This is a genomic window from Kitasatospora sp. NBC_01246 (genome assembly GCF_036226505.1).
Taxonomy (GTDB): Bacteria; Actinomycetota; Actinomycetes; order Streptomycetales; family Streptomycetaceae; genus Kitasatospora.
On the sequence record NZ_CP108484.1, the window covers coordinates 6194763 to 6220412 of the forward strand.

The following is a 25650-nucleotide window of genomic DNA, read 5'->3' on the forward strand; positions in this document are numbered from 1 at the left end:
GGGGTGGTCAGTTCCTTCCACGATCAGCTGGTGGACGCGGCGGTGGTGGGCGTCCACGGCTGGAGCCTGTTGGCCAGCCGGATCTCGTCCACGATCCGGCCGATGATGGTGGTGATGCCGAAGTCCTTCGGGGTGAACACGGCGGCGACGCCGGCGGCCTTGAGGGCCTCGCCGTCCGCTGCCGGGATGATGCCACCCACGATCACCGGGACATCCTCCACCCCGGCCCGGCGGAGCCGGTGCAGGACGTCGGGCACCAGCTCGGAGTGCGCCCCCGAGAGGATCGACAGGCCCACGCAGTGCACGTCCTCCGCGACGGCGGCCGAGACGATCTGCTCGGGCGTCAGCCGGATGCCCTGGTAGACCACCTCGAACCCGGCGTCACGGGCCCGGACGGCTATCTGCTCGGCGCCGTTGGAGTGTCCGTCCAGGCCGGGCTTGCCGACCAGCAGGCGCAGCTTGCCGACGCCGAGCTCGGCGGCGGTGGCGGCGACCGCCTCGCGGACCGCGGCCAGCTCGCCGCCGGGCTCGGCGGCCACCGCGACCGGGGCGCCGCCGACGCCGGTGGGCGCGCGGTACTCGCCGAAGACCTCGCGAAGGGCGAAGGCCCACTCGCCGGTGGTGACCCCGGCGCGGGCGCAGGCGAGCGTCGCCTCCATCAGGTTGACGTCGGTGCCGGCGACGGCCTTGAGCTCCTCCAGCGCCTGCTGGGCGGCGGCCTCGTCGCGCTTGCCGCGCCACTCCTCCAGTGCGGCCAGGACGGACTGCTCGGAGGCCGGGTCGACCACCATGATCGCGGTGTCGAGGTCGGCCGTGAGCGGGCTCTCCTCGGTGGTGTCGAAGCAGTTGACCCCGATGATCTTGTCCTCGCCGGACTCGATCCGGGCCCGCCGGGCGGCGTGCGAGGCGACCAGGTTGGACTTCAGGTAGCCGGACTCGACGGCCGGGATGATGCCCCGGTTGCCCGCTTTGACGCCCATCTCCAGCACCTTGGCGATCTCGGCCTCGGCGCCGGCCAGCAGCTCGGCGGTCTTGGTCTCGATCACCTCGGAGCCGTTGAAGAGGTCCCCGTACTCCAGCAGGTCGGACTCGTAGGCGAGCACCTGCTGGATCCGCAGCGACCACTGCTGGTCCCACGGGCGGGGCAGGCCGAGCGCCTCGTTCCAGGCGGGCAGCTGGACGGCCCGGGCCCGGGCGTCCTTGGAGAGCGTGACGGCGAGCATCTCCAGCACGATCCGCTGGACGTTGTTCTCCGGCTGCGCCTCGGTCAGGCCCAGCGAGTTGACCTGGACGCCGTAGCGGAAGCGGCGCTGCTTGGCGTCCTGGATGCCGTAGCGCTCCAGCGTGACCTTCTCCCAGAGCTGGGCGAAGGCGCGCATCTTGCACATCTCCTCGACGAAGCGCACGCCGGCGTTGACGAAGAAGGAGATCCGGGCGACCACCTCGCCCATCCGCTCGGCCGGCACCTGGCCGGAGTCGCGCACCGCGTCCAGCACCGAGATCGCGGTGCACATCGCGTAGGCGATCTCCTGGACCGGGGTGGCGCCGGCCTCCTGCAGGTGGTAACTGCAGATGTTGATCGGGTTCCACTTGGGGATGTTGCCGACGGTGTAGGCGATCATGTCGGTGATCAGCCGGACCGAGGGCCCGGGCGGGAAGACGTGCGTCCCGCGCGAGAGGTACTCCTTGACGATGTCGTTCTGGGTGGTGCCGGTGAGCTTGGCGATGTCGGCGCCCTGCTCCTCCGCGACCACCTGGTAGAGCGCCAGCAGCCACATCGCGGTGGCGTTGATCGTCATCGAGGTGTTGGTCTGTTCGAGCGGGATGCCCTCGAACAGGGCCCGCATGTCCCCGACGTGGCCCACCGGGACGCCGACCCGGCCGACCTCGCCGCGGGCGAGGACGTGGTCCGAGTCGTAGCCGGTCTGGGTCGGCAGGTCGAAGGCCACCGACAGGCCGGTCTGCCCCTTGGCGAGGTTCTTGCGGTAGAGCGCGTTGGAGTCGCTCGCGGTCGAGTGCCCCGCGTAGGTGCGCATCAGCCAGGGGCGGTCGCGTCCGGCCATCAGATGTTCCGGAAGCGGTTGATGGCGTCGATGTGCTTCGCCCGGAACTCCGCGTCCCGCACGCCCAGGCCCTCCTCCGGCGCCAGGCAGAGCACGCCGACCTTGCCCTGGTGCTTGTTGTGGTGCACGTCGAGGGCGGCCTGGCCGGTGTCCTCCAGCGAGTAGACCTTCGAGAGCGTCGGGTGGATCTTGCCCTTGGCGATCAGGCGGTTGGCCTCGAACGCCTCGCGGTAGTTGGCGAAGTGCGAGCCGACGATGCGCTTGAGCGACATCCACAGGTAGCGGTTGTCGTACTGGTGCATGAAGCCCGAGGTGGAGGCACAGGTGACGATGGTGCCGCCCTTGCGGGTGACGTAGACCGAGGCGCCGAAGGTCTCGCGGCCCGGGTGCTCGAAGACGATGTCCACGTCCTCGCCGCCGGTGAACTCGCGGATCTTCGCGCCGAGCCGCTTCCACTCGCGCGGGTCCTGGTTGTGCTCGTCCTTCCAGAACTTGTACCCCTCGGCGGAGCGGTCGATGATCGCCTCGGCGCCCATCGCCCGGCAGATCTCGGCCTTCTGGTCGTTGGAGACCACGCAGATCGGGGTGGCGCCACCGGCCAGCGCGTACTGGGTGGCGTACGAGCCGAGGCCGCCGCTGGCACCCCAGATCAGCACGTTGTCGCCCTGCTTCATGCCCGCGCCGTTGCGCGAGACCAGCTGGCGGTAGGCGGTGGAGTTGACCAGGCCGGGGGAGGCGGCCTCCTCCCAGGTCAGGTGCTTCGGCTTCGGCAGCAGCTGGTTGGTCTTCACCAGCGCCAGCTGGGCCAGGCCGCCGAAGTTGGTCTCGAAGCCCCAGATCCGCTGCTCCGGGTCCATCATCGTGTCGTTGTGGCCGTCCGGGGACTCCAGCTCGACCGAGAGGCAGTGCGCGACGACCTCGTCGCCCGGCTTCCAGGCGTTGACCCCGGCGCCGGTGCGCAGCACCACGCCCGCGAGGTCGGACCCGAGCACGTGGTACGGCAGGTCGTGGCGCTTGGTCAGCGGGGAGAGCCGGCCGTAGCGCTCCAGGAAGCCGAAGGTGGAGACCGGCTCGTAGATCGAGCTCCACACGGTGTTGTAGTTCACGGCGCTGGCCATGACGGCGACCAGAGCCTCGCCCGGGCCCAGCTCGGGCAGGGCGACCTCGTCGAGGTGGAGGGACTTGCGGGGGTCCTTGTCGCGGCTGTCGAGGCCGGCGAACATCTGCTCCTCGTCCTTGTGGAGCGTGACCGCCCGGTAGGACTCCGGCAGCTTGAGCGCGGCGAAGTCCGCCGCGGTGCTGTCGGAGTTGAGGATCGCGTCGAGGATTTCCTTCATGGCTGCCTCCGAAGGCGTACCTGTGTGAGGGGCACAGGGCGTCTGGGGGAGCCGGGAGCGGACACCGGCTTCGCTGAGATGGGTGGTTGGGTGGTCTGGCGGGTGGCCTGGCTGGGACCGTGCGGTGGATCTGCGGTGGACCTTGCTGGGCACAGCTCCCGGGGTGTGGGAGCGCCGGACGACGGCGCGCCGTGGTGGGGAGCCGCGGCGCCGCGACTGGTGGGTAACAAGGTAGTGGCACCCTGTGCCACTCGTAAAGACACCGGGTGTCATCAATTCAGGTGAATCAAATCCGCGTTCGAGCGCCCGCCGGCGGGTGCGCGAAGGGCCCGCACCGGATCTCCGGTACGGGCCCTTCGAACTGCTCTGACCTGCGGAAACACTAGCTCTCAGGCGTGCCTGGCACTGCTCAGCGCGGCCCGGATGCTGTCCACCACGACGTCCAGCGGAGCGTCGGTCCGGGCCACTGTGATGAGTACCTCACCTCCGGGGCTGGCACTCAGTGCGCTCGCGGCCGCCTCCTCCAGGGGGGTCACACTGGCACCGGGTGCCACCAGGGACCCCCGCCGTCTCACCCCCGGCGCCGCGGAGGCCCAGAAGGTCCGCCGGATCACCTCGAAGGAGTGGTCCAGCTGCGCCTCCACGTCGCCCCGGCCACCGGCCCTCAGCCAGCGCCGCAGCACGTGGTTGTGGGCCGCGACGACCGCCGCCGCCGACACCTCGGCCAGCATCGAGTCGTCCTCGCCGGCCCGCTGCCAGCCCGAGGGGATCTCGCCCCCGGTGTCGAACCGGCCCAGCAGGTAGCGGGTGAACAGCCGCTCGTACCGGGCCACCACGGCGATCTCCCGCTCGCGCAGCGCCGGCACCTGACGGATCAGCTGGTACCGGGCGACCGAGACCGCCGGGGTGGAGGCGTACATCCGCAGCACCTCCTTGATGCCGCGGCAGACCACGTCCAGCGGGTGCTCGTCGGACTCGGCGCTGGCCAGCAGGTCGGCCACCCGGACGAGGGTGTCGTCGTGGTCCGGGAAGATCGCCTCCTCCTTGGACCGGAAGTACCGGAAGAAGGTCCGCCGGGCCACGCCGGCGGCCGCGGCGATCTGGTCGACCGTGGTCTCCTCGTAGCCCTGCGAGGCGAAGAGCTCCATCGCCGCCGTGGCAAGGTCCTGACGCATCTGCTGGCGCTGCGCGGCCGCCCGGCGGTTGCCGGGATTCCCCTCGGCGCCGGCCCCGGACGGCCGGTCGGCGCCGCGCGGTCCGGCGGAGTGCTGCGGGGAGGCTGACTGAACCCGATCCATGCCCGGAACGCTACACGCCCCCGGCACCGGCGCCGCGGGCCTTCCCCGTCGTACCGGGGCGACCGGTCCGGTCACGGCCGGTCTCGGCCAGCGCGCCGACACCGCCCCGGGGCTCCAGCCGGTGCGCGGCGACCCGTACCCGGGCTGCCCCGGCAGGAGCGGTGCCGGGCCGGCCGGGCCCGTCCCGGTGGGGCCCGCGCCCAGCGGCGCGGCGCCCCCGACCGACGGCGTGGTCACCGGCGCGCGTGGTCGCGGAACCCGCGGCCGGTCTTGCGGCCCAGGCAGCCGGCCGCCACCAGGTGCTCCAGCAGCGGCGCCGCCGCCAGGCCCGGCTCGCGGAACTCCTGGTGCAGCACCTGCTCGATGGTCAGCGAGACGTCCAGGCCGACCACGTCCAGCAGCTCGAACGGGCCCATCGGGTAGCCGCAGCCGAGCTTCATCGCGGTGTCGATGTCGTCCACCGTCGCGTAGTGCTCCTGCAGCATCCGCACGGCGTCGTTCAGGTACGGGAAGAGCAGCGCGTTCACGATGAACCCGGCCCGGTCGCCGCACTCCACCGGGTGCTTGCGCACCTTGGCGCAGATCTCCAGCACCGTCGCGGTGACGTCCGGCGCGGTCAGCACGGTGGAGACCACCTCGACCAGCTTCATGGCCGGCGCCGGGTTGAAGAAGTGCAGGCCGATCACGTCCTGCGGCCGCGAGGTGGCCGCCGCGCAGCTGATCACCGGCAGCGAGGAGGTGGTGGTGGCGAGCACCGCGCCCGGCTTGACGATCTTGTCCAGGGTGGCGAACAGCTCGCGCTTGACCGCGAGGTCCTCGGCCACCGCCTCGACCACCAGGTCGACGTCGGCCAGCTCGGCGTACTGCCCGACCGGCGTCACCAGGGCCAGCGCCGCGTCGCGCTGCTCCTCGGAGAGCCGGCCCTTGGCCACCGAGCGCTCCAGCGACCTGGCCAGCTGCGCCTTGGCCCGCTCGGCCTTCTCCTGGCTGCGGGCGGCCAGCAGCACCGGGTACCCGGCCTTGGCGAACACCTCGACGATGCCCGTGGCCATCGTGCCGGAGCCGCAGACGCCGACCCGGCGCACCTCCCGGCCGGGCGCCTTCGCCGCGGTGGCCCCGGTGGCGGCGCCGACCACCTTGGACGAGCCGGGCGCCTCGTAGGTGTAGAAGCCCCGGCCGGACTTGCGGCCCAGCAGCCCGGCGGAGACCAGCTGGCCGAGGATCGGCGCGGGTGCGTGCAGCCGGTCCCGGGACTGCTCGTACATGGCCTCCAGGACGGTCCGCGCGGTGTCCACGCCGATCAGGTCGAGCAGCGCCAGCGGTCCCATCGGCAGCCCGCAGCCGAGCCGCATCGCGGCGTCGATGTCCTCGCGGGTGGCGTACTTGGACTCGAACATCGCGGCGGCCTGGTTCAGGTACGCGAAGAGCAGCCCGTTCACCACGAAGCCGGCGCGGTCGCCCGCCGCCACCGGCTCCTTGCCGAGGTCGCGGGCGAACGCCGCGGCGTCCTCGGCGACCTGCGGGGCGGTCAGCACGGTGCGGACCACCTCGACCAGCTTCATGGTGTGCACCGGGTTGAAGAAGTGCAGGCCCAGTACGCGCTCCGGGCGCGCGGTGGCGGCGGCGATCCGGGTGACCGACAGCGCGGTGGTGCCGGTGGCCAGCACCGTCGCGGGCGGGCAGATCCGGTCCAGCTCGGCGAAGAGCTCCCGCTTCAGCTCCAGCTGCTCGGGGACCTCCTCGATCACCAGGTCCGCCGGGGCGGCGGCGTCGAGCGCGTGGCCGACCGAGATCCGCGCGAGCAGCGCGGCCCGGTCCTCGGCGGTGATCCGCTCGCGGGCGACGGCGTGCGCGGTGGCCTCCTCGATCCGGGCCAGGGCCCGGGCGGCGGAGTCCTCGGTGGCCTCGATGCCGATCACTCGGCGGCCGCTCTGCGCGACCGCCACCGCGACACCGGCACCCATCGTGCCGAGGCCGACCACGGCGACCGTGGGGAAGGGACGCTCCATCTGTCCTGACTCCTTGTCATAAGGGCCCGCGCGCGCTCCGGCGGACGCGCCGTCGGAGGAGGGTCCGCGCGCGGGGGCATGGGGAGATGACGGTTGCGGCCCACCGGCGCAGCCGCCGGTCCGCTCCGGCCGTGCTGCGGGTGTGCCGTGGTACTCAGGCGCTCGGGGTGAAGGAAGCGGCTCTGATACGAGGCGAGAATCCGGCCCGCCGCGACCCGCGGCTACGACCGGTGAAGACGCACCGCCCGCCGCCGGACCGTTCCGCGCGATCACGCGCCGGCCGGCGACCCCGTCGGTGCGGCTCCCGAAGCCCGACGGTGGTGCGTGCGGACACTGTAGCGAAGCTACTCGCCAGTAGGAAGGGGGCGGGCGCCACCGGATTCCCGGCCGCCCCGGGACCCGGCCGGCCCGCGCCCGGGGCGGCCGGGTCCCGGGATCCGCGGCGGCCCGGTGTGCGGCCCGCAGGAGTGAACGGGTGGACAGGCGTCCGCCGGAACCACCCGATAGGGGAATTCCCCCTGGTCGGCGGGCGCGACAGCATGGCCGCATGAGCACCGGAGCCGTCTCCTCCGCCGGCCTCGCCGACCCGTCCGAGCCCACCCGGGGCGCGGGTCCCGCCGCCGCGTCCGGGCCCGCCGCCGCGCCCGACCCGTCCGCGGGCCCGGCGGCCGCCGTCGCCCTGCCGCCGCGGGCCGAGCGCGGCGAGCGGGCGCAGGCGGCCGTCGAGCGGCTGCGCCCGGCGGGGGTCGAGGCGGTCGCCGTCACCTGGGTGGACAACGCGGGCATCGCCCGGGTCAAGGCCGTCCCGCTGGACGGGCTGGTGCACGCCGCCGAGTGGGGTGTCGGCACGGCGCCCTGCTTCGACGTCTTCCTGGCCGACGACTCGATCGTCACCAGCCGGTCGGTCGGCGGGCCCACCGGCGACCTCCGGCTCTACCCGGACCTCGACCGGGTGGTCCCGCTGGCCGCCCAGCCCGGCTGGGCCTGGGCCCCGGGCGCGCGGTACACCCAGTCCGGCGCCCCGCACCCGGGCTGCCAGCGGCTGTTCGCCCGCCGGATGACGGCCGCCGCCGCCGAGCGCGGGATCACCGTCAAGGCCGGTATCGAGGTCGAGTGGGTGGTCGCGCTCGCCGGGCCGGCGCGGGAGGAGCCCCGCTACCCGACCGACGGCCCGGCCTACGGCATGCAGCGCCTGACCGACCTCTCCGACTACCTGCGCGAGGTGCTGCACGCCCTCGGCGCGCAGGGCCTCGCCGTCCTGCAGATCCACCCCGAGTACGCGCCGGGCCAGTTCGAGGTGTCGGTCGCCCCGGAGGGGCCGGTCGAGGCCGCCGACACCTCCGTCCTGGTCCGCCAGACCGTCCGCGCCGTCTCCGCCCGGCACGGCCTGCGCGCCTCCTTCGCCCCGGTGGTCGAGGCCGGTTCGGTCGGCAACGGCGGCCACCTCCACCTCAGCCTCTGGCGGGACGGCCGGAACCTCGCCCGCGGCGGAGCCGGCCCGCACGGGCTGACGGCCGAGGCGGAGGGCTTCCTCGCCGGAGTGCTCGGCGCGCTGCCCGAGCTGCTGGTGCTCGGCTCCTCCAGCCCGGCCGGGTACCTGCGGCTGGTGCCCTCGCACTGGGCCGGCGCCTACCAGTGCTGGGGCCTGGAGAACCGGGAGGCGGCGCTGCGGCTGGTGACGGGCTCCACCGGGGAGCGCGCCACCGCGGCCAACGCCGAGATCAAGTGCTTCGACGCCACCGCCAACCCGTACCTGGCGATCGGCGGGGTGCTCGCCACCGGTCTCGCCGGGCTGGCGCAACGGCTCGCGCTCCCGCCCGAGTTCACCGGCGACCCGGCCGAGGCCGCGCCCGGCACGGTGCCCCGGCTCCCGGCGGGTCCGGGTGACGCGCTCGCGGCCTACCAGGAGTCGGCGGTGCTCCGCGAGGCGCTCGGCGAGCCGTTGTACGAGGCGGTGCTGGCCGTCCGCCGCGGCGAGAGCGAGCGCCACGCCTCGGCCACCCCGGAGCAACTGGTCGCGGCCACCCGCTGGCGGTACTGACCGGTGCGCTCGCTGGAGGTGCCGGCGCTGGTCGACCACCACTGCCACAGCGTGGTGGTGGCCGACCTCGCCGACGGCGCGCTGGCCGGGCTGCTCACCGAGTCCGACCGCCCGCCCGCGCCCGGCACCACGCCGTTCGACAGCGCCCTCGGCCTGGCCGTGCGGCGCTGGTGCCCGCCCGCGCTGGGGCTGCCCGTGCACGCCCCCGCCGCCGACTACCTGGCCCGGCGGGCGGAGCTGGGCGCCGCCGAGGCCACCCGGCGGCTGCTGGCGGCCGCCGGGCTGGACACCTGCCTGGTGGACACCGGCCTGGCCGAGGCGGCCGGCCACCCGCTGCTCCCGCTCAGCGAGTTCGCCGAGGCGGCCGGCGCCCGGGTGCGCGAGGTGGTCCGGCTGGAGTCCGTCGCCGAGACGGTCTCGGCGTCGGCCGGGTCCTGGCCGGCCCTCGTCCGCGAGGCGCTGGCCGCGTCGGCGGCCGGCGCGGTGGCGGTCAAGTCGGTGGTGGCCTACCGGCACGGCCTGGCGGTACCGGCCGAGCGCCCCGCCCCGGCGGCGGTGGTGGCGGCCGCCGGGGAGTGGCTGCGCGCCGGGCGCGGCCGGCTGAGCCACCCCGTGCTGCTGTACCACCTGCTCTGGACGGCCCTCGATGTGTGCGCCGAGCTCGGCCTGCCGCTCCAACTGCACACCGGGTTCGGCGATCCGGACCTCACCCTGCACCGGGCCGACCCGTCGCTGCTGACCGACTTCGTCCGGGCCGCCGAGCCGAGCGGCGTTCCGCTGGTGCTCCTGCACGGATATCCCTACCACCGGCAGGCGGCCTGGCTGGCCCAGGCCTTCCCGCTGGTGTACACCGACCTCGGGCTGACGGCCTCCTACGTCGGGCCCCGGGTGGCCGCCGTACTCGGCGAGATGCTGGAGCTGGCGCCGTTCGGCAAGCTGCTCTTCTCCACCGACGCCTACGGATTGCCGGAGCTTTACCTGGTGGGCACCGCCCAGTTCCGGCACGGCCTGGGCACCCTGCTGGACGGCTGGCGCGCGGACGGCGCCTGCTCGGCGGCCGACGGCCGCCACCTCGCCCGGCAGGTCGCGGCGGACAACGCCCGTCGCCTGTACCGGCTCTGAGCGGCGGGCGGGCGCGGTAGCGGCCCGGCCCGGCCGGCCGGTGGAGCGTCCGGCCCTGGTCGGCGCGGTGCGGGCGCCCCGGCGGCGGCCCCTGACCGGGTGCGCCGAGCGGCCCCGGTGGCCCGGGAATTGTGGATCGTCTACGCCCCGGTGAGGGAAAGCGCGCGCGGGCCGGATATTCACCGTATGGATTGACACCGGGTCGGATCGGCCGGAGCCGCACCCCTCGGAAGTGGCCGAACGGTGTCGATTAGATGACTACCTCTTGCGGATTACAACGCATGTTCACTAGCGTCCCGATCATTCCACTGCACCTGCCATCCGCAGCTGCACGACGACTCGGGAGGGCCAACCCCTATGAGTGTTCCTCGGATCAGCCGGACCCGGTACGCCGCAGTGGGCGTCGCCCTCGCCGCGGCCAGTGCCCTGGCACTGCCCGCCGGGACCGCCGTCGCCGCCTCCGGGGCCGAGCCGACCACCGGGCCGCTGCTGAGCTACGTCGTCAACACCCAGGCCAACCACGGCCAGGTGCAGAAGGTCGAGAAGGCCGTCACGACCCTCGGCGGCACCGTGGTGTACTCGTACGAGCAGATCGGCGTGGTGATCGCCCGCTCGACCGACACCCAGTTCGCCGCCAAGCTGCGGAAGGCGAAGGGCGTCCAGTCGGTCGGCACCAGCCGCACCAAGGGCATCACGGCCGCCGAGACGCAGAAGGCCGAGGTCGCCGCCGAGCCGGTCACCGCCGCCGCGGCCGGCCAGGAGCCCTACTGGGCCAACCAGTGGGACATGCGTCAGATCGGCGTGGACAAGGCCCACAAGCTCTCCCTGGGCAGCCGCAACGTGACCGTCGGCGTGCTGGACTCCGGCATCGACGGCACCCACGAGGACCTCGCCGCCAACGTCGACGCCTCGCAGTCGGTCTCCTGCATCGACGGCGGCAAGCCGAACACCGACTGGGCGGCCTGGCAGCCGGGCCCCGACGGCGACCACGGCACCCACGTGGCCGGCACCATAGCCGCGGCCAAGAACGGCAAGGGCATCGAGGGCATAGCCCCGAACGTCAAGCTGGCCGCCGTCAAGGTCGTCGACGACGGCGGGTTCATCTACCCGGAGTACGCGATCTGCGGCTTCGTCTGGGCCGGTGAGCACAAGTTCAAGGTGACCAACAACAGCTACTACGTCGACCCGTGGATGTTCAACTGCCAGAACGACGCGGACCAGGCGGCGATCACCACCGCCGTGCGCCGCGCGGTCGAGTTCTCGCAGCGCAAGGGCGTCCTCAACGTGGCCGCGGCGGGCAACGAGAACATCGACCTCGCCCACAAGACCGTGGACGTCAGCAGCCCGGACGACACCACCCCGGGCACCCGCCCGATCACCCAGGACTGCCTCAACCTGCCGACCGAGCTGGACGGCGTGGTCTCGGTCTCCTCGGTGGGCGTCAACGGTGACAAGTCGTACTACTCCAGCTACGGCAAGGACAAGGTGACCGTCGCCGCCCCCGGTGGCGACCGGCTCTACCAGATCCCGGACACCCCGGACAAGAACGGCCGCACCCTCTCCACCATCCCCGGCGGCCGCTACGGCTACATGCAGGGCACCTCGATGGCCTCGCCGCACGCGGCCGGCGTCCTGGCGCTGCTCGCCAGCACCTTCCCGTGGGCGAGCCCGGAGGAGCTGACCGAGCTGCTGACCAACCAGGCCGAGTCGCACGCCTGCCCGTCGGGCCCGTACAACCCGGGCGGCACCGGCACGTGGGCGGCCACCTGCGAGGGCGGCGCGGACGACAACGGCTTCTACGGCGCGGGCATCATCAACGCCGAGAAGGCGGTCCAGTGGTGGCGCTGACGCGCTGACCGCACGGTAGGCGCCGACGGCCCGAGCGGCCGGAGCTGATCGAACCGAGGGGTGGGGAGCGGGACTTCGGTCCCGCTCCCCACCCCTCACGGGTAGCGGCGGCGCCCCGGCCCTCACTCGAAGTGGTGGTCCCAGACCGTCTCGACCGCCGGCTTGCCGTGCAGGTCCGGCACCTCCTGGAGCCAGGCGGGTCGGCCGGCCCGGCTGGCGGCGGCCCGCCGGCGCTCGGCCTCGCGCACCTGCTCGGGCGTGGCGAAGCCGTCCGGCAGCCAGTCGCGGGAGCGCGCCGCACGGGCGGCGAGGTGGGCGACGTAGGCGTGCCGCACCGCGGCCACCGAGTCGAAGCCGGGCTCGTCGGCCAGCCACGCGTCGGGGACGAGCGCCACGACCTCCTCCAGCAGCGCGGTGGTGACCAGCGGCCCGAGCTCGTCGTCGGCCAGCGCGACGTCGGGGGCGTAGCCGCCGAGGGCGTGGGCGCTCAGGTCGTAGCGCTTGCCCACCGAGCCCGCGGCGCCGGACCAGCGGTGGTGGAAGACCAGCGCGGCGCCGTTGTCGATCAGCCAGAGCTTGCCGTGCCAGACCATCAGATTGGGGTTGTGCACGCTGCGGTCGACATTCCCGGTGAGCGCGTCCAGCCAGACCACCCGGCCGGCCTCGGCCGGCCCGACGGGGATCATGCCGGGCCTGAAGTCGCGGGCGCCGGGCAGCAGGTCCATCCCGAGGTTGAGTCCGCGGCTCGCCCGGAGGATGTCCTGGACCTCCGGGTCGGGCTCGGCGTCGGCGACCGCCGGGTCGAAGTCGACCAGCCGGAGTTCCGGCACCGGCAGGCCGAGCCGCCGGGCCAGTTCACCGACGATCACCTCGGCCACCAGGGCCTTGCGGCCCTGCGCGGCACCGATGAACTTGACCACGTAGGTGCCGAGGTCGTCGGTCTCCACGACGCCGGGGACGGAGCCGCCGGCCCGCAGCGGATCGACGTAGCGCACTGCTGTCACCTGATCGAGCACATCCGTCACCCTAACCCGTGCGCCTTCCGGGCCCGACCCGTTCAGCGGCTTTCCAGCGCCACCTCGCGCGCGTCGGCGAGCGCCTGCCGGACGGCGGCGGGGATGTCGGTGACCGGGAAGGCCACCCGGCGCACCACCCGGGTGCGGTCCAGCACGAGCACCGCCCGCTTCAGCCGCAGGCCCTGGCCGACGTGGAAGGTGGGCAGTCGCAGGGCGGCCGCCAGCCGGACGTCCAGGTCGGACAGGAGGGGGAAGGGGATCTCCTCCGCCGCCGCGAACTCCCGCTGTTCGTCGGGCCGTTGGGTGGATACCCCGCGCAGCGCCAGACCGGCCGCGCGGAACTCGGGGTACGCCTCGCGGAAGAGCCGGTTCTCCAGCGTGCAGCCGACCGCGCCGGGGATGTCGCCCCAGCCCGGCGGCAGTGGCCCGGGGCGGCCGGTGGCCGGGTAGCAGAACAGCACGGTGGCGCCGGCCGCCGGATCGACCGGGTCCAGCTCGCCGCCGGTGTGCGCGGGCAGGGTGAGCGCCGGCAGCCGGGTGCCGGGCAGCGCCGCCAGCCGGGCGGCCTCCGCGCTGTCGGGCGCGGCCGAGCCGGAGAGCGCGCCGTCGCCGAGCAGCCAGCGGTCCGCCCAGTCCTGCATCGCGACCAGGACCGGCAGCAGCGCCCGGCCGGCCTCGGTGAGCCGGTACTCGTGGCGCACCGGGGCGCTCTGGTACGGCACCCGGACCAGCACGCCTGCCTCGGTCAGGTGGCGGAGCCGCTCGGTGAGGACCTTCCGGGAGATGCCCAGCTCGTGCTGGAGCTCGTCGAAGCGCAGCAGGCCGCGCGCCGACTCGCGGACGATCAGGATGCTCCACCAGTCGCCGATCACGGCCGCCGACTGGGCGATCGCGCAGGTGGCGTCCCGCGCGGGTACCTCTTTGAGCACCGTCGCTCCTCTCACGTCCCGGACGGTCCATCCTCGCACCCCCTTGCGAGTTCCGAAAGGGAACTTGTAAGTTCCTGATGAAAACTCACGCGGAACGAGTGCGCCTGAGGACGAACGAGAACGAATGGGGGAGCAGATGTCCGTCGCCTGGGCGACGCTGCGCCGCACCTGGACGATGACCTTCCGGGCCTACCCGTGGTCCTACGCCGTCGGCTGTCTGCTGATCGGCGTCTTCACCCTCGGCCTGTCCTACCTGGGCCTGCACGCCATCGGCGGCGGCTCGGTGGCCGAGGACTTCACCGCCCGCACCGGAGGCGCCGACTACCTCGGCTACATCGCGATCGGCGCGGCCGGCTACATGTTCACCGTCCGGATGCTGCTCTGGAGCAGCAAGGCGCTGATCACCGAGCAGCGCCAGGGCACCCTGGGCGCGCTGCTGATCGCCCCCGCCGGGCGGCTGCCCTACCTGCTCGGCTTCACCGGGTTCGCGCTGCTCAACACCGCCGTCGAGGTCGGGCTGCTCGGCGGGTTCGCCGCGGTGCTCGGCGTCACGCTGCCCGCCTGGCACCCGCTCGCCGCCCTCGCCGGGCTGCTCGCGCTCAGCGCCGCCGTCTTCGCCGTCGCGGTGCTGCTCGGCGCGCTGATGATCGTCGCCGGCGAGGCGCACATCTCGCAGAACACCGTCTTCCTCGCCGTCTCGCTGCTCTGCGGCATCACCTTCCCCAACAGCTACCTGCCGGTGCCCGCCCGGTGGCTGGCCGAGCTGCTGCCCGTCACCTCCGCGATGGACGTGCTGCGCGGCGCGCTCGGCCGGGGGCAGCCGCTCACCGAGCTCACCGCGCGGCTGGTGACCTGCCTCGCCCTCAGCCTGGGCTACCTGCTGCTCGGTCTGCGGCTGCTGCCCGCCGCCGAGCGCCGGGCCGCCGAGCGGAGCTTCTGAACCGCCTCCGAACGGAGCCCCCGACGCATGGACCACCCGAACCGGAGCCAGTGACATGATCCGCACCACCGCCCTGCGCAAGACCTTCCGCAGCCGGGAGAAGGGCCTCTTCGGCCCGCGCGCCGTGAAGACCGCCGTCGACGGCCTCGACCTGGAGATCCCGGCCGGCCGGGTCACCGGACTGCTCGGCCTCAACGGCGCGGGCAAGACCTCCACCATCAAGATCCTCGCCACCCTGCTCCGCCCCACCTCCGGCACCGTCACCCTGGACGGCCTCGACCTGGTCGAGCACGCCCGCGAGGCCCGGCGCCGGATCAACCTGATCGCCGGCGGCGAGCGGATGGTCTACGGCAAGCTCACCGGCGCCGAGAACCTCCGCTACTTCGGCCACCTCTACGACGTCCCCGGCGCGGTTCTGCGCCCCCGGATCGGCGAACTCCTGGAGCTGGTCGGCCTCACCGGAGCCGCCGACACCCCGGTCGAGCGGTACTCGCGCGGCATGACCCAGCGGCTCTCGATCGCCCGCGGCCTGATCAACGACCCGGCCTACCTGCTGCTCGACGAGCCCACCCTCGGCCTGGACGCGCCGATCGCCCGGGACCTGCGCCGGGTGGTCGCCGCCCTCGCCGCCGAGGGGCGCGGCGTGCTGCTCACCTCGCACTACCTGACCGAGGTCGAGGAGCTGTGCGGGCACGTCTACGTGATCTCCGGCGGGCGCCACCTCGCCGCCGGCAGCCCGGCCGAGCTCAAGGCCGCGACCGGCAGCCACCGCAGCGTCCGGGTCACCGTCACCAATCCCTCTCCCGAACTGGAGGCCGCCGTGGCCGACTTCGCGCTCCGCCTCGGTGTCCGCGCCGAGCTCGGGGCCACCGGGCAGGGCGGCCTGCTGGTCACCGTCCGCCATCCCGAGGACGTGGCCGGCCCGCTGGCGGGGGCGATCGTCGCCGCCGGCGGGTCGATCGGCGGGCTGGAGGTCACCGAGGCCACCCTGGAGGACGCCGTCCTGGCGCTCACCGACACCGCCCCGGCGCCCGCCGGCGCCCGCTCGGAGGTGGCCGCGTGACCGGCCCGTCGACCCGGCCGGCGCACCCCGCGCCGCCCTCCGTCGAGCTGCTGCTGCTCGCCGCGGCCGACCGCGGCGCCCGGCCGCCCCACCCCGTCGGCCGCACCCTCCCGCCACCCCGCCCGGGCACCCGTCGCCCGCCCCGCCCGGACGGCGACCGCCTCGCCACCCGGCCGCTGCGGCACGCCGGCAAGGTGTTCGCCGCCGAGGCGCTGAAGCAGCACCGCACGCTCTTCGGCCAGCCGCTGGTGCTCGCCTCGATGCTGGTCTGGCCGGTGCTCCAACTGGCCGCCACCTACTACACGCTGCACCCGATCGCCGCCGGCTCGGCCGCCGCCGCCCGCTGGCCGCTCGCCGCCGACCCGGCCAAGCTGCTCGGCTTCCTCGCGACCGGTGCGCTGGCCTGGGCGTTCTTCTTCTCGCTCGTCCAGTCCGCGTGGAACTTCGCCTACGAGCGCACCACCGGCACGCTGGAGCTGCTCTTCCTCTCGCCCGCCGACCGGCTGGTCCTGATGCTGGCCAACGGCGCCGGCGCACTGCTGCAGAACGCCTGGCTGCTCACCTGTTTCCTGGGCGCCGCCGCCTTCGGCTTCGGCAGCCTGGACGTCGCCGGGCCCTGGGTCTACCCGGTGGTGCTCCTCGCCCTGCTGCTGCCCGCGGTGGCCTGGGGCGCGCTGCTCAACAGCCTGATGGTGTTCTCGCGCGACTCCACCTTCGTCTACACCGTGCTGGACGATCCGATGTGGTTCGTCGCCGGGGTCCGGCTGCCGGTCTTCGCGCTGCCCGGGGTGCTGCGGATGCTCGGCGCGGCGCTGCCGCTGACCGGCAGCCTGGCCGTGGTCCGCGGCGCGCTGCTGGAGCGGGAGGGGTTCGGCGAACTCGCCCCCGGGCTCGGCCGGCTGGCCGTGCTCTGCGTGCTGCTGCTGGCGTGCGCGGCACTGGCGCTGCGCCTCGGCGAGGCGCGGGCGCAGCGGACGGGGGGCCTGCGCCTGTCCTGAGCCCGGCCCGGCGCGCCCCGGTCGGCCGGGACGCGGTGCCACCCCGAGCCCCTGCACCGTCCCGGGCCGTGCGCTGTGGTTGGCTAGCCGGTGAAACCGGACGTACCAGACGAGGAGAGCACGGTCATGGGACAGGTACAGGCCACCACCGAGCGGGTCTACGACGCGGCCCCCGAGCGGGTCTACGAGGCGCTGGCCGACTACCAGGTGACCCGCCCCAAGCTGCTGCCGGCGCAGTACAGCGAGTACGAGGTCCGGGTCGGCGGCACCGGCGCGGGCACCCAGGTGCACTGGCGGCTCCAGGCCACCGAGAAGCGGGTGCGGGACTGCCTGTTCACCGTCTCGGCGCCGGCGCCGGACCAGCTGGTGGAGAAGGACGCCAACTCCAGCATGGTGATCACCTGGACGGTCGCCGCGGCCGGTGAGGGCCGGTCGAAGGTCACCGTCTCGGCCACCTGGCAGGGTGCGGGCGGCATCGGCGGCTTCTTCGAGCGCACCTTCGCGCCGAAGGGCCTGAACCGGATCCACGACCAGATCCTGGCCAACCTGGCGGCCGAGGTCCGCTGAGACCGGGCGCGTCCGGGCCGGCCGGGGAGGGCCGCCGGCCGCCGCCCCGGGCGCCGGACCAGCAAGAAGATTCGACGGCCTCGCCCACCCGTACGACCAGCAAGCCGTACGGGTGGACGGCCGCCACCTGCGGGTGACGACGGCCCCCGGGCACGGCGGAGCCACCCTAGGCTCGCCGCCGTGCATATGACGATCCTTCACATTTCGCAGCCCGTCGACGGCGGGGTCGCCCGCGTCGTCGTCGACCTGGTCCGCGGCCAGCGCGAGGCCGGCCACCGGGTCCTGGTCGCCTGCCCGCGCGGCGGCCGGCTGGCCGAGGAGGCCGCCGCCGCCGGGGCGCTGGTCCAGGACTGGCCCGCCCGCCGCTCGCCCGGCCCGTCCGTCGCCGCCGAGGCGTGGCGGCTGCGCCGGATCGTCCGCGCCGCCGCGCCCGACATGGTCCACCTGCACAGCGCCAAGGCCGGACTGGCGGGCCGGCTGGCCATCCGGGGCGCGATGCCGACCGTGTTCCAGCCGCACGCCTGGTCGTTCGCCGCCGTGGAGGGCGCGCTGGCCGCGGCCACCCTGCGCTGGGAGCGCTACGCGACCCGGTGGGCGCACCGTCTGCTCTGCGTCAGCGTCCAGGAGCGGGCCGACGGCGTCGCCGCGGGCCTGCACGCCGACTGGGCGGTGGTGCCCAACGGCGTGGACGTGCGCCACTACGCGCCCGCCGACCGCCGGGCCGCCCGGATCGCGCTCGGCCTCGACCTCGACGCGCCGCTGGCGGTCTGCGTGGGCCGGCTCTGCCGCCAGAAGGGCCAGGACGTGCTGCTCGACGCGTGGCCCGAGGTGCTGCGGCTGGTGCCGCAGGCCCGGCTGGCCCTGGTCGGCACCGGTCCGGAGGAGGCCCGGCTGGCCGCCGCCGTCCGGGAGTCGGCCGAACCGTCCCGGATCCGGCTGGCCGGGGAGGTGCCGGATCCGCGGCCGTGGCTGGCGGCGGCCGATCTGGTGGTGCTGCCCTCGCGCTGGGAGGGGATGGCGCTGGCGCCGCTGGAGGCGATGGCGGCGGGCCGGCCGGTCCTGTTGACGGACGTGCCCGGAGCCCGTGAATGCCTGCCTCCGACCGAGCGGAAGTGCGCGGTCGTGCCGCCCGGGGACGCCGCCGCGCTCGCCACCCGAATGGCCGAAGCATTGTCCGACCCGATCGAGTGCGAGCGACGCGGTGCGCGCCTGCGCGAGCACGCCGTGGCGCGCCATGACGTGCGATCGGTGGTCGAACAGGTGGACGCGCTCTACCGCGATCTGCTGGGCGCCGGGCCGGCGGCCGGACGCCGCCGTGCCCGTGTCCCAGAGCGGATCTGATCGTTTCACATGCCGTGAATGCCCTCCGCTGGGAGCTGTCGTATTCGCACCCTCAACCGGTTTGTGGGCGAGGGGTGAAATCGGAAATACCTATTAATGGGCGGCTGGAATGAAATGGCAAGTCAACTTCCAGCATCCAGGGCCACGTTCGGTACTGTCTGATTTTGCCTGCTTCATTTCGATTTCACGCCGGGAATTCGCGAGAGAACCGAAAGCCGCCAGCGGCAGCAGGTGCAGTCAGGACCGCGCCCACCGGGCCGGGACGGCCGCCCCGGGCCAACCGGTGCCGGGCCGCCGTCACCCCGGGCACACAGCAGGGGAGTTCGTGCGCTGATGACCATTGACCACGACAGCGTGCCACGGCCCGGCCGGCCCCTGTCCGGCCCGCGCCGGCCCGCCACCGGACTGCTCGACCGCCCCGCCAGGTCCGCACAGACCCGCAGCACCCCGGCGCTCCGCCGCCACCGCCGACCGGTCCGCTCCCGGCTCGCCCTGCCCGTCACTCTGGCCGCCGTCGACGCCTTCGCCCTGTGCACCGCCACCGGGCTCGCCAACCGGGCCCTCGACCCGGCGGTCCGGGTCGATCCGCTGCTGGGCGTGGCCGCCCTGCTCCCGCTGCTGCTCCTGCTCAACCTGGCCGGCGGCCTCTACCGGGCCCGGCTCACCCTCTCCGTCCTCGACGAGCTCCCCGCGCTGACCGTCCGGGCCGTCGTGGCCACCGCCTTCGCCGTCACCCTGGCCGGCTGCCTGGACGGCCGCTGGCCCGACACCGGCCCCGCCACCCCGGCCCGGCTGACCGCGCTGCTCGGCGCCCAGCTGCTGCTCGCCGTCTGCGGCCGGACGCTGCTCTTCCACCTGGTCCGCCGGATCCGCCGCAGCCGGCCCAGCCCCGTACTGGTCCTCGGCGCCGGCCGGCTCGGCCGCCGGGTCGCCGAGGCCCTCCGGGAGCGCGGCGAGTACGGCATGCGCCCGGTCGGCTTCCTCGACCCGGACCCGCCGCTGCTGGCCGGCGACACCGACCTGCCGGTGCTCGGCGGCCGCGAGGTGCTGGAGCGCGAGGTCCGCCGCCACCGGATCCACCACGTCGTCGCCACCGCGGGCGCCGCCGACGAGGCCGAGACCGCCGCCGCCCTGCGCGACGCCGCCCGGCTCGGCTGCCAGGTCTGGCTGGTGCCCGCGCTGCGCGAGTACGGCTCCCTGGAGAACGGCCACTCGACCGGCGGCGACCACCTCTGGGGCTTCCCCTGCCTGAAGGTGGACCGCCCGGCGATGCGCCGCCCCGGCTGGGCCGCCAAGCGCGCCCTGGACGTCACCGCCGCCGGCCTCGGCCTGCTCGCCCTCGCCCCCGTGCTCGCCCTGTGCGCGCTCGCCGTCCGCTTCGACACCGGCCCCGGCGTGCTCTTCCGCCAGCAGCGCACCGGGCTGGACGGCCGGGTCTTCACCGTCCTCAAGTTCCGCACCCTGCGCCCCAGCAACGAGCACGAGTCGGCGACCCGCTGGAACATCTCCCAGGACCACCGGATGGGCGCCGTCGGCAAGCTGATGCGCCGCAGCTCCCTGGACGAGCTGCCGCAGCTGTGGAACGTGCTGCGCGGCGACATGAGCCTGGTCGGCCCGCGCCCCGAGCGCCCCTACTTCGTCATGCGGTTCAGCCAGGCCTACCCCGAGTACGCGGACCGCCACCGCGTCCCGGTCGGCCTCACCGGACTCGCCCAGGTCAACGGCCTGCGCGGGGACACCTCCATCGAGGACCGGGCCCGCTTCGACAACCGCTACATCGAGAGCTGGAGCCTCTGGCAGGACGTCAAGATCCTGTGCCGCACCGCGGCCCTGATGCTCCACCCGGACGGAAGCTGACCAGCGTGGCCCTCACCCTCGATCTCGTCCCGACGCCCGCCCGGGCGTTACACCGGGCGGTCGCGGCGCTCGCCGCCCGGCCCAGCCTGCTCGCGGCCGCCACCGTGCTGCTGGTCTGCGTCCCCACCGGCGAGAAGGACGTCACCGCCGCCGTCCACGTCACCGCCGCCGACCTCGCCTCGCTGGCCCTGGTCGCGGTCACCGCCGTCGAGCTGCTGCGCGGCCGCACCCCCGCGATCGGCCGGACCGCCGCCGTGCAGTTCGGCGTGATCGTGTTCGCCGCCGCCGTCGCCACCGTCGGCTCGATCGACCCGGCCGCCAGCCTCACCGGCTTCGTCCGGCTCACCCAGGTCTTCGTCCTGGTGCCCGCCGCCGTCCTCTGCTCGCTGCGCGACCGCACCGACCGGCGGCTGGTGCTCGGCTCCTTCGTCGCCGCCGCGCTGGTCCAGGGCGTGGTCGGCGCCCACCAGTACCTCACCGGGACGGGCGCCTCCTACACCGGCCGGCCGATCCGCGCCGTCGGCACCTTCGGCGCGCTCGACATCATGGCGATGTCCACCGTGGTCAGCTACGGCCTGCTCGCGGCCCTCGCGCTGGGGCTCGCCGAGCGAGGCCCGGCCGGCCGGCCGAAGCTGCGCCGGGCGATGTTCGCGGCCGCGGCCTTCCTGGCCTTCCCGCTCGCCGTCTCGTTCAGCCGCGGCAGCTGGATCGCCACCGGCGCCGCCGCCGCCGTCCTGCTGCTGCGGGCCGACGCCCGGCTGGCGGTCCGCAGCGCCGTCCTCGGCCTGGCCGCCGCCGTCGTGCTGATCGGCGGCCTCGGCCTCGGGGCCTCCGGCGTCACCGCCCGGATCAGCTCCATCGGCTCCGTCTCGGCCGCCCCCGACCAGTCGGTGTCCGACCGCTACGACCTCTGGTCCACCGCCGGGCGCATCTGGCAGGACCACCCGGTCAGCGGCGCCGGCCCCAAGGCCTTCCAGCAACTGCGCGACAGCAACGCCCCGTTGCGGCTCTCCTCGGGCAGCGACGCGGCCGACGCCACCATCGGCTTCCAGCGCGAACCGCTGCTCTCCCCGCACAACATGTACTTCCTGGTCCTCAGCGAGCAGGGGCTGATCGGCATCGTCGCCTACGCCGCGCTGTTCCTCGGTCTGCTGGTCGGGTGCCTGCGCCGGGCCCGGGGCAGCGGCCTCGCGGCGCTCGCCCTGCTGGTCTGGGTCCTGGTCGACTTCCTCTACGCGGACATCGGCGGCACCACCACCGTGCTGACCTCCGTCGTCCTCGGCCTCGCCGCCCGGACCGCCGCCGGCGCCACACCGGAGGCGACCCCCCGATGACCACCGACCGGCCGACCGCGCTCACCCCGACGCTGCCGGCCCCCCGCTCCGCACCCGCCGCCGAGACCACGGCGGCCCCCCGGCGCGGCTTCCTCGCCAAGGCCTTCGGCATCACCGCCGTGCTCAGCGCCGCCGGCTCCGCCCTCGGCCTGCTCCGCGACCTGCTGCTGGCCCGCTACTTCGGCGCCAACCAGGGCACCGACGCGTTCCTGGTCGCCTGGACCGTCCCGGAGACCGCCGCACCGCTGCTGATCGAGGACGCCATGTCCTTCCTCATGGTGCCCGCCTTCGCCCTGGCCCTGGTCCTGCGGGAGGAGCACCCCGACGGGCCCGACCCGGTCCGCCAGCTGGTCCGCGCGACCCTGCCCTGGCTGCTGCTGGCGCTCACCGCGCTCTCGCTCGGCGTCGCGCTCGGCGCCCCCCAGCTGGTCGACCTGCTCGCCCCCGGCCTGGCCGACCCCGGGCTCGCCGTCACCTGCACCCGGATCACCGCATGCACCGTGCTGCCCTTCGGCGTGGCCGGCTATCTCGCCGCCGCACTCCGGGCGCACCACAGCTTCACCGCCCCGGCCGGCATCTACGTCGCCTACAACGTCGGCATCCTCGGCGTCCTGCTCAGCTGCCACGCGCTCTGGGGCGTCCGCTCCGCCGCGATCGGCGTCGCCCTCGGCAGCCTGCTGATGGCCGGTCTGCTGGTCGTCCCGTTCCTGCGCCGGCTGCGGTCCGGCCGCGCCGCCGCGGGCCGCCGGGCCCGCCCCGCACTCGTGCTGATCCCGCTCGCGCTGCTGCCGGTGGCCGCCTTCACGCTCACCCGGCAGGCTCAGGTCTTCATCGAGCGCTTCCTCGGCTCCGCGCTGCCGCCCGGCACCATCTCGCACCTCAACTACGCCGCCAAGGTCTCCCAACTGGCCATGACGGCGGCCATCCTGATCTGCACGGTGACCTTCCCGCTGGTCGCCCGGGCGCTCGCCGCCGGGGACCTCACCGCAGCCCGCGACCGGGTCGAGAAGGACCTCGGCCAGGCGGCCGCGGTCGTCCTGTTCGGCACCGCCTTCCTGCTGGCCTGCGCCCCCTCGGTGGTCGCCCTGCTCTTCCAGCGCGGCGCCTTCGGCGCCCAGGACACCGCCGCCACCGCGGCCGTCATCCGCGTCTACAGCTTCGGACTGCCCGCGCAGGCGCTGATCGGCGTGATGATCCGCCCCTACTTCTCGCTCCGCCCGGTGGTCCGCCGCGCCGGCGACCCGCGCACCGACGACGGCGGCCGCCGGCTGCTCGACTGGTACCCGGCCGCCGCCATGGTGCTCGGCCTGGTCGTCACCGTCGCCGTCGGCCTGCTCGCCACGCCCCGCTTCGGCGCCCTCGGCCTGGCCGCCGGGAACGCGGCCGGCATCACCACCACCGCGGCGCTGCTGCTGCGCGGGCTCGTCCTGCGCGGCATCGCGCTGCGCCTGCGCCTGGTCCTCGGCGGCCACGCCAGGCTGCTGGCCGCCGCCGCCGGGGCGGCCGCCCTCGGCACCCCCGCCGCCGGACTCCCCGCCGACCCCCTGCTCTCGACGCTGCTCGGGGGCCTCACCGTGGCGCTCGCCTTCGCCGCCCTCGGCACCGGTCTCGGTGCCCGCGAGGTGCGCGGACCGGTCCTCGCCGTCGTCCGGGCCCTGTGCCCGCCATCCGTTGCCGATGAAGGGAAGCCTCCCCATGGACGCTGAACGGGGATCCGTACGGTCGGTGCTGTCGGGCGTACGCCGCTCCGGCGCGCCGGCGGCAGCCGGTCCACGGACCGAGGTGCCGCGCGCCGCGGGCCGCCGCCCGGAGGCACAGCTGCCCCGAAGTCGCCGGCCCGCCACCCGGGCACCCGCCCAGGAGGCCACCTCGCCGTGGATCCTGATGTACCACTCGGTGGCCGTCGAGGAGGACGACCCGTACCAGCTGACCGTCAGCCCGGAGCGCTTCGCCGAGCAGATCGCCTGGCTCCACCGGCGCGGCCGGCGCGGCGTCTCGGTCCGCGAGCTGATGCGGGCCAGGGCCGCCGGCCGGGCCGACAACATGGTCGGCCTGACCTTCGACGACGGCTATGCGGACTTCGGCCGCTTCGCCGTACCGATTCTGCAGGCGTACGGGTTCACCGCGACCGCCTACGTGGTCGCCGACCTGCTGGGCCGGGCCAACGACTGGGACGTCAAGGGCCCGCGCAAGAAGCTGCTCACCGTCCAGGAGGTCACCGAACTCGCGGCCGCCGGCTGGGAGATCGGCTCCCACGGCCTCGGCCACCAGGCCCTGCCCGGCCTGCCCGCCGACGTCCTGGCCACCCAGACCCGGGAGAGCCGGCGCGTGCTGGAGGAGGTCGTCGGCGGTCCGGTCACCGGCTTCTGCTACCCGTACGGCGCCGTCGACCTTCCCGCCACGCTGGCCGTGCGCGACGCCGGTTACGACTACGCCTGCGCCATCGCGCACTCCCCGCTCACCGGCCGCTACGCGCTGCCCCGCTGCTACGTCGGCGACCGCGACGGCGCCTGGCGGCTGCGCGCCAAGCGCGGCCGCCACCGCCTCCGCGACACCGTCACCGAGCTGCGCCGCAACCGCCTCGCGGCACGCTCCGCGTCGAAGGGCCGGGCCGGCGCCGAGCGCGAGGAGACGCAGGGGAGCGCCGGGGCCCGGAGCACCGCGGGCGGGTCCGAGCGCCCCGCCGGGGAGCGTGCGGGCCGGCGGGGGGCCGACCGGTGAGGGTGCTGCACATCGTCACCGGTCTCGCCTCCGGCGGCGCCGAGCGCCAGCTCCAGCTGCTGCTGCGCCACCTGCCCGCGCACCAGCACTGCGAGGTGGTCGCGCTGACCAACCCCGGCACGGTGGCCACCGCGCTGCGCGCCGAGGGCGTCACCGTCCACCACCTGGCGATGCGTGGCAACCGCGACGTGGGCGCGCTGCCCCGGCTCGTCCGGCTGATCCGGTCCGGCCGCTACGACCTCGTCCACACCCACCTCTACCGGGCCGGCCTGTACGGGCGGCTGGCCGCCCGGCTGGCCGGCGTCCGGGCGGTGGTGGCCACCGAGCACTCGCTGCACGCGGGGGTGATCGAGGGCCGCCCGGTCACCCGCGGCGTCAAGGGTCTCTACCTGGCGGCCGAGCGCCTGGGCACCACCACCGTCGCGGTGTCCCGGCAGGTCGCCCAGACCCTGCACGCCTGGGGCGTGCCGCCGGGCCGGGTCGAGCTGATCCCCAACGGCATCGACGCCGCCCGCTACCGCCGTCCGGACGCCGACCGGGCCGCGGCCCGGCACCGGCTGCGCGCCGACCTCGGCCTCCCGGCGGCGAGCTGGGTGGTCGGCGGGGTCGGCCGGCTGGTACCCGGCAAGCGGTTCCACGTCCTGCTGGAGGCGCTCGCCGGCCTCGACCCGGCCGCCCGGCTGGTGCTGGTCGGCGAGGGCCCCGAACGCGCCGCCCTGGAGCGGCGGGCCGCCGAACTCGGCGTCCGCGACCGCCTGGTCCTCACCGGCGAGCGCGACGACGTCCCCGACCTGCTGGCCGCGCTGGACGTGCTGGCCGCCCCCTCGACCGCCGAGACCTTCGGCCTCGGCGTCCTGGAGGGCCTGGCGGCCGGCCTGCCGGTCCGCCACAGTGCCTGTCCGGCCCTGGACGAACTCCCGCCGGCCGCCGCTCCGCAGGCCCGCCGGATCCCCTCCGACGCCGCCGCCTACACCACCGCGCTGCGCGAGCTGCGCCACCTCAACGACCACGGCCCCGAGCCCCTGCCCCGGCCCCCGGCGGTCGGCCACTACGACATCGTCCGGGTGGCCGCCGACCTCGGCGCCCTCTACGACCGCCTGGCACCCGCTTGAGCCGCAGGCAGCCGCCGAACCCCCGGGCCGCCGGCCGGGCGGCCCCCATATCCA

The 25650-nt window shown here is 74.6% G+C and carries 19 protein-coding genes; 13 read left to right on the forward strand and 6 right to left on the reverse strand.

The features are described from left to right. Window positions 1-23 precede the first annotated feature (23 nt). From OG618_RS26805 to OG618_RS26820, 4 genes are all read right to left on the reverse strand, one after another. A complete protein-coding gene (locus OG618_RS26805; RefSeq protein WP_329490094.1) occupies window positions 24-2063 on the reverse strand; it encodes a protein meaA in 2040 nt (679 codons plus the stop codon). Beyond that, on the reverse strand, window positions 2063-3400 hold the full coding sequence (ccrA, locus tag OG618_RS26810; RefSeq protein WP_329490095.1) for a crotonyl-CoA carboxylase/reductase: 1338 nt from the start codon (window positions 3398-3400) through the stop codon (window positions 2063-2065). The genes OG618_RS26805 and ccrA overlap by 1 nt, the downstream gene beginning before the upstream one ends. A 389-nt stretch (window positions 3401-3789) precedes the next feature. Next, on the reverse strand, window positions 3790-4698 hold the full coding sequence (locus tag OG618_RS26815; protein ID WP_329490096.1) for a TetR family transcriptional regulator: 909 nt from the start codon (window positions 4696-4698) through the stop codon (window positions 3790-3792). Between the two features lie 233 nt (window positions 4699-4931). Then, on the reverse strand, window positions 4932-6707 hold the full coding sequence (locus OG618_RS26820; protein WP_329490097.1) for a 3-hydroxyacyl-CoA dehydrogenase family protein: 1776 nt from the start codon (window positions 6705-6707) through the stop codon (window positions 4932-4934). A 547-nt stretch (window positions 6708-7254) separates the two neighbouring features. Between OG618_RS26820 and OG618_RS26825 the strand changes: the two genes are divergently transcribed. From OG618_RS26825 to OG618_RS26835, 3 genes are all read left to right on the forward strand, one after another. Then, the gene (locus OG618_RS26825; RefSeq protein ID WP_329490098.1) at window positions 7255-8748 is read left to right on the forward strand and encodes a glutamine synthetase family protein; all 1494 of its coding nucleotides are present in this window, start codon (window positions 7255-7257) and stop codon (window positions 8746-8748) included. A 3-nt stretch (window positions 8749-8751) separates the two neighbouring features. After that, entirely contained in the window at window positions 8752-9870 is a 1119-nt protein-coding gene (locus OG618_RS26830) for an amidohydrolase family protein (protein ID WP_329490099.1), read from the forward strand. 357 nt (window positions 9871-10227) lie between these two features. Further along, window positions 10228-11718: a S8 family peptidase gene (locus OG618_RS26835; protein WP_329490100.1), complete on the forward strand. Its 1491-nt coding sequence runs from the start codon at window positions 10228-10230 to the stop codon at window positions 11716-11718. 122 nt (window positions 11719-11840) lie between these two features. On the opposite strand, the gene OG618_RS26840 is transcribed toward OG618_RS26835, so the two are convergent. Together OG618_RS26840 and OG618_RS26845 are read right to left on the reverse strand one after the other, a co-directional pair. After that, entirely contained in the window at window positions 11841-12734 is an 894-nt protein-coding gene (locus tag OG618_RS26840; protein WP_329490101.1) for a HipA family kinase, read from the reverse strand. A 41-nt stretch (window positions 12735-12775) separates the two neighbouring features. After that, window positions 12776-13663, reverse strand: a complete 888-nt coding sequence (locus tag OG618_RS26845; protein WP_329490102.1) for a winged helix-turn-helix transcriptional regulator — start codon at window positions 13661-13663, stop codon at window positions 12776-12778. Between the two features lie 124 nt (window positions 13664-13787). On the opposite strand from OG618_RS26845, the gene OG618_RS26850 reads away from it, so the two are divergent. The 10 genes from OG618_RS26850 (at window position 13788) to OG618_RS26895 (ending at window position 25596) form a co-directional block, all read left to right on the forward strand. Continuing rightward, window positions 13788-14603 (forward strand): ABC transporter permease, encoded by an 816-nt coding sequence (locus OG618_RS26850; RefSeq protein WP_329490103.1) that lies wholly within the window; start codon window positions 13788-13790, stop codon window positions 14601-14603. Window positions 14604-14658: 55 nt separating this feature from the next. Further along, window positions 14659-15666 carry an ABC transporter ATP-binding protein gene (locus tag OG618_RS26855; RefSeq protein WP_329490104.1) on the forward strand — a complete coding sequence of 336 codons (1008 nt, stop codon included), beginning with the start codon at window positions 14659-14661 and terminating at the stop codon, window positions 15664-15666. Further along, a complete protein-coding gene (locus tag OG618_RS26860; protein ID WP_329490105.1) occupies window positions 15663-16664 on the forward strand; it encodes an ABC transporter permease in 1002 nt (333 codons plus the stop codon). Before OG618_RS26855 ends, OG618_RS26860 begins: the two co-directional genes overlap by 4 nt. Before the next feature lie 126 nt (window positions 16665-16790). After that, a complete protein-coding gene (locus OG618_RS26865; protein WP_329490106.1) occupies window positions 16791-17231 on the forward strand; it encodes an SRPBCC family protein in 441 nt (146 codons plus the stop codon). 186 nt (window positions 17232-17417) lie between these two features. After that, the gene (locus OG618_RS26870) at window positions 17418-18572 is read left to right on the forward strand and encodes a glycosyltransferase (RefSeq protein ID WP_329490107.1); all 1155 of its coding nucleotides are present in this window, start codon (window positions 17418-17420) and stop codon (window positions 18570-18572) included. Window positions 18573-18905: 333 nt separating this feature from the next. Next, window positions 18906-20429, forward strand: a complete 1524-nt coding sequence (locus OG618_RS26875; protein WP_329490108.1) for an exopolysaccharide biosynthesis polyprenyl glycosylphosphotransferase — start codon at window positions 18906-18908, stop codon at window positions 20427-20429. A gap of 5 nt (window positions 20430-20434) precedes the next feature. Then, entirely contained in the window at window positions 20435-21763 is a 1329-nt protein-coding gene (locus OG618_RS26880) for an O-antigen ligase family protein (protein ID WP_329490109.1), read from the forward strand. Further along, window positions 21760-23469 carry a lipid II flippase MurJ gene (locus OG618_RS26885; RefSeq protein ID WP_329490110.1) on the forward strand — a complete coding sequence of 570 codons (1710 nt, stop codon included), beginning with the start codon at window positions 21760-21762 and terminating at the stop codon, window positions 23467-23469. The genes OG618_RS26880 and OG618_RS26885 overlap by 4 nt, the downstream gene beginning before the upstream one ends. Further along, window positions 23459-24484: a polysaccharide deacetylase family protein gene (locus OG618_RS26890; protein WP_329490111.1), complete on the forward strand. Its 1026-nt coding sequence runs from the start codon at window positions 23459-23461 to the stop codon at window positions 24482-24484. The genes OG618_RS26885 and OG618_RS26890 overlap by 11 nt, the downstream gene beginning before the upstream one ends. After that, window positions 24481-25596: a glycosyltransferase gene (locus OG618_RS26895; RefSeq protein ID WP_329490112.1), complete on the forward strand. Its 1116-nt coding sequence runs from the start codon at window positions 24481-24483 to the stop codon at window positions 25594-25596. The genes OG618_RS26890 and OG618_RS26895 overlap by 4 nt, the downstream gene beginning before the upstream one ends. Window positions 25597-25650 lie beyond the last annotated feature (54 nt).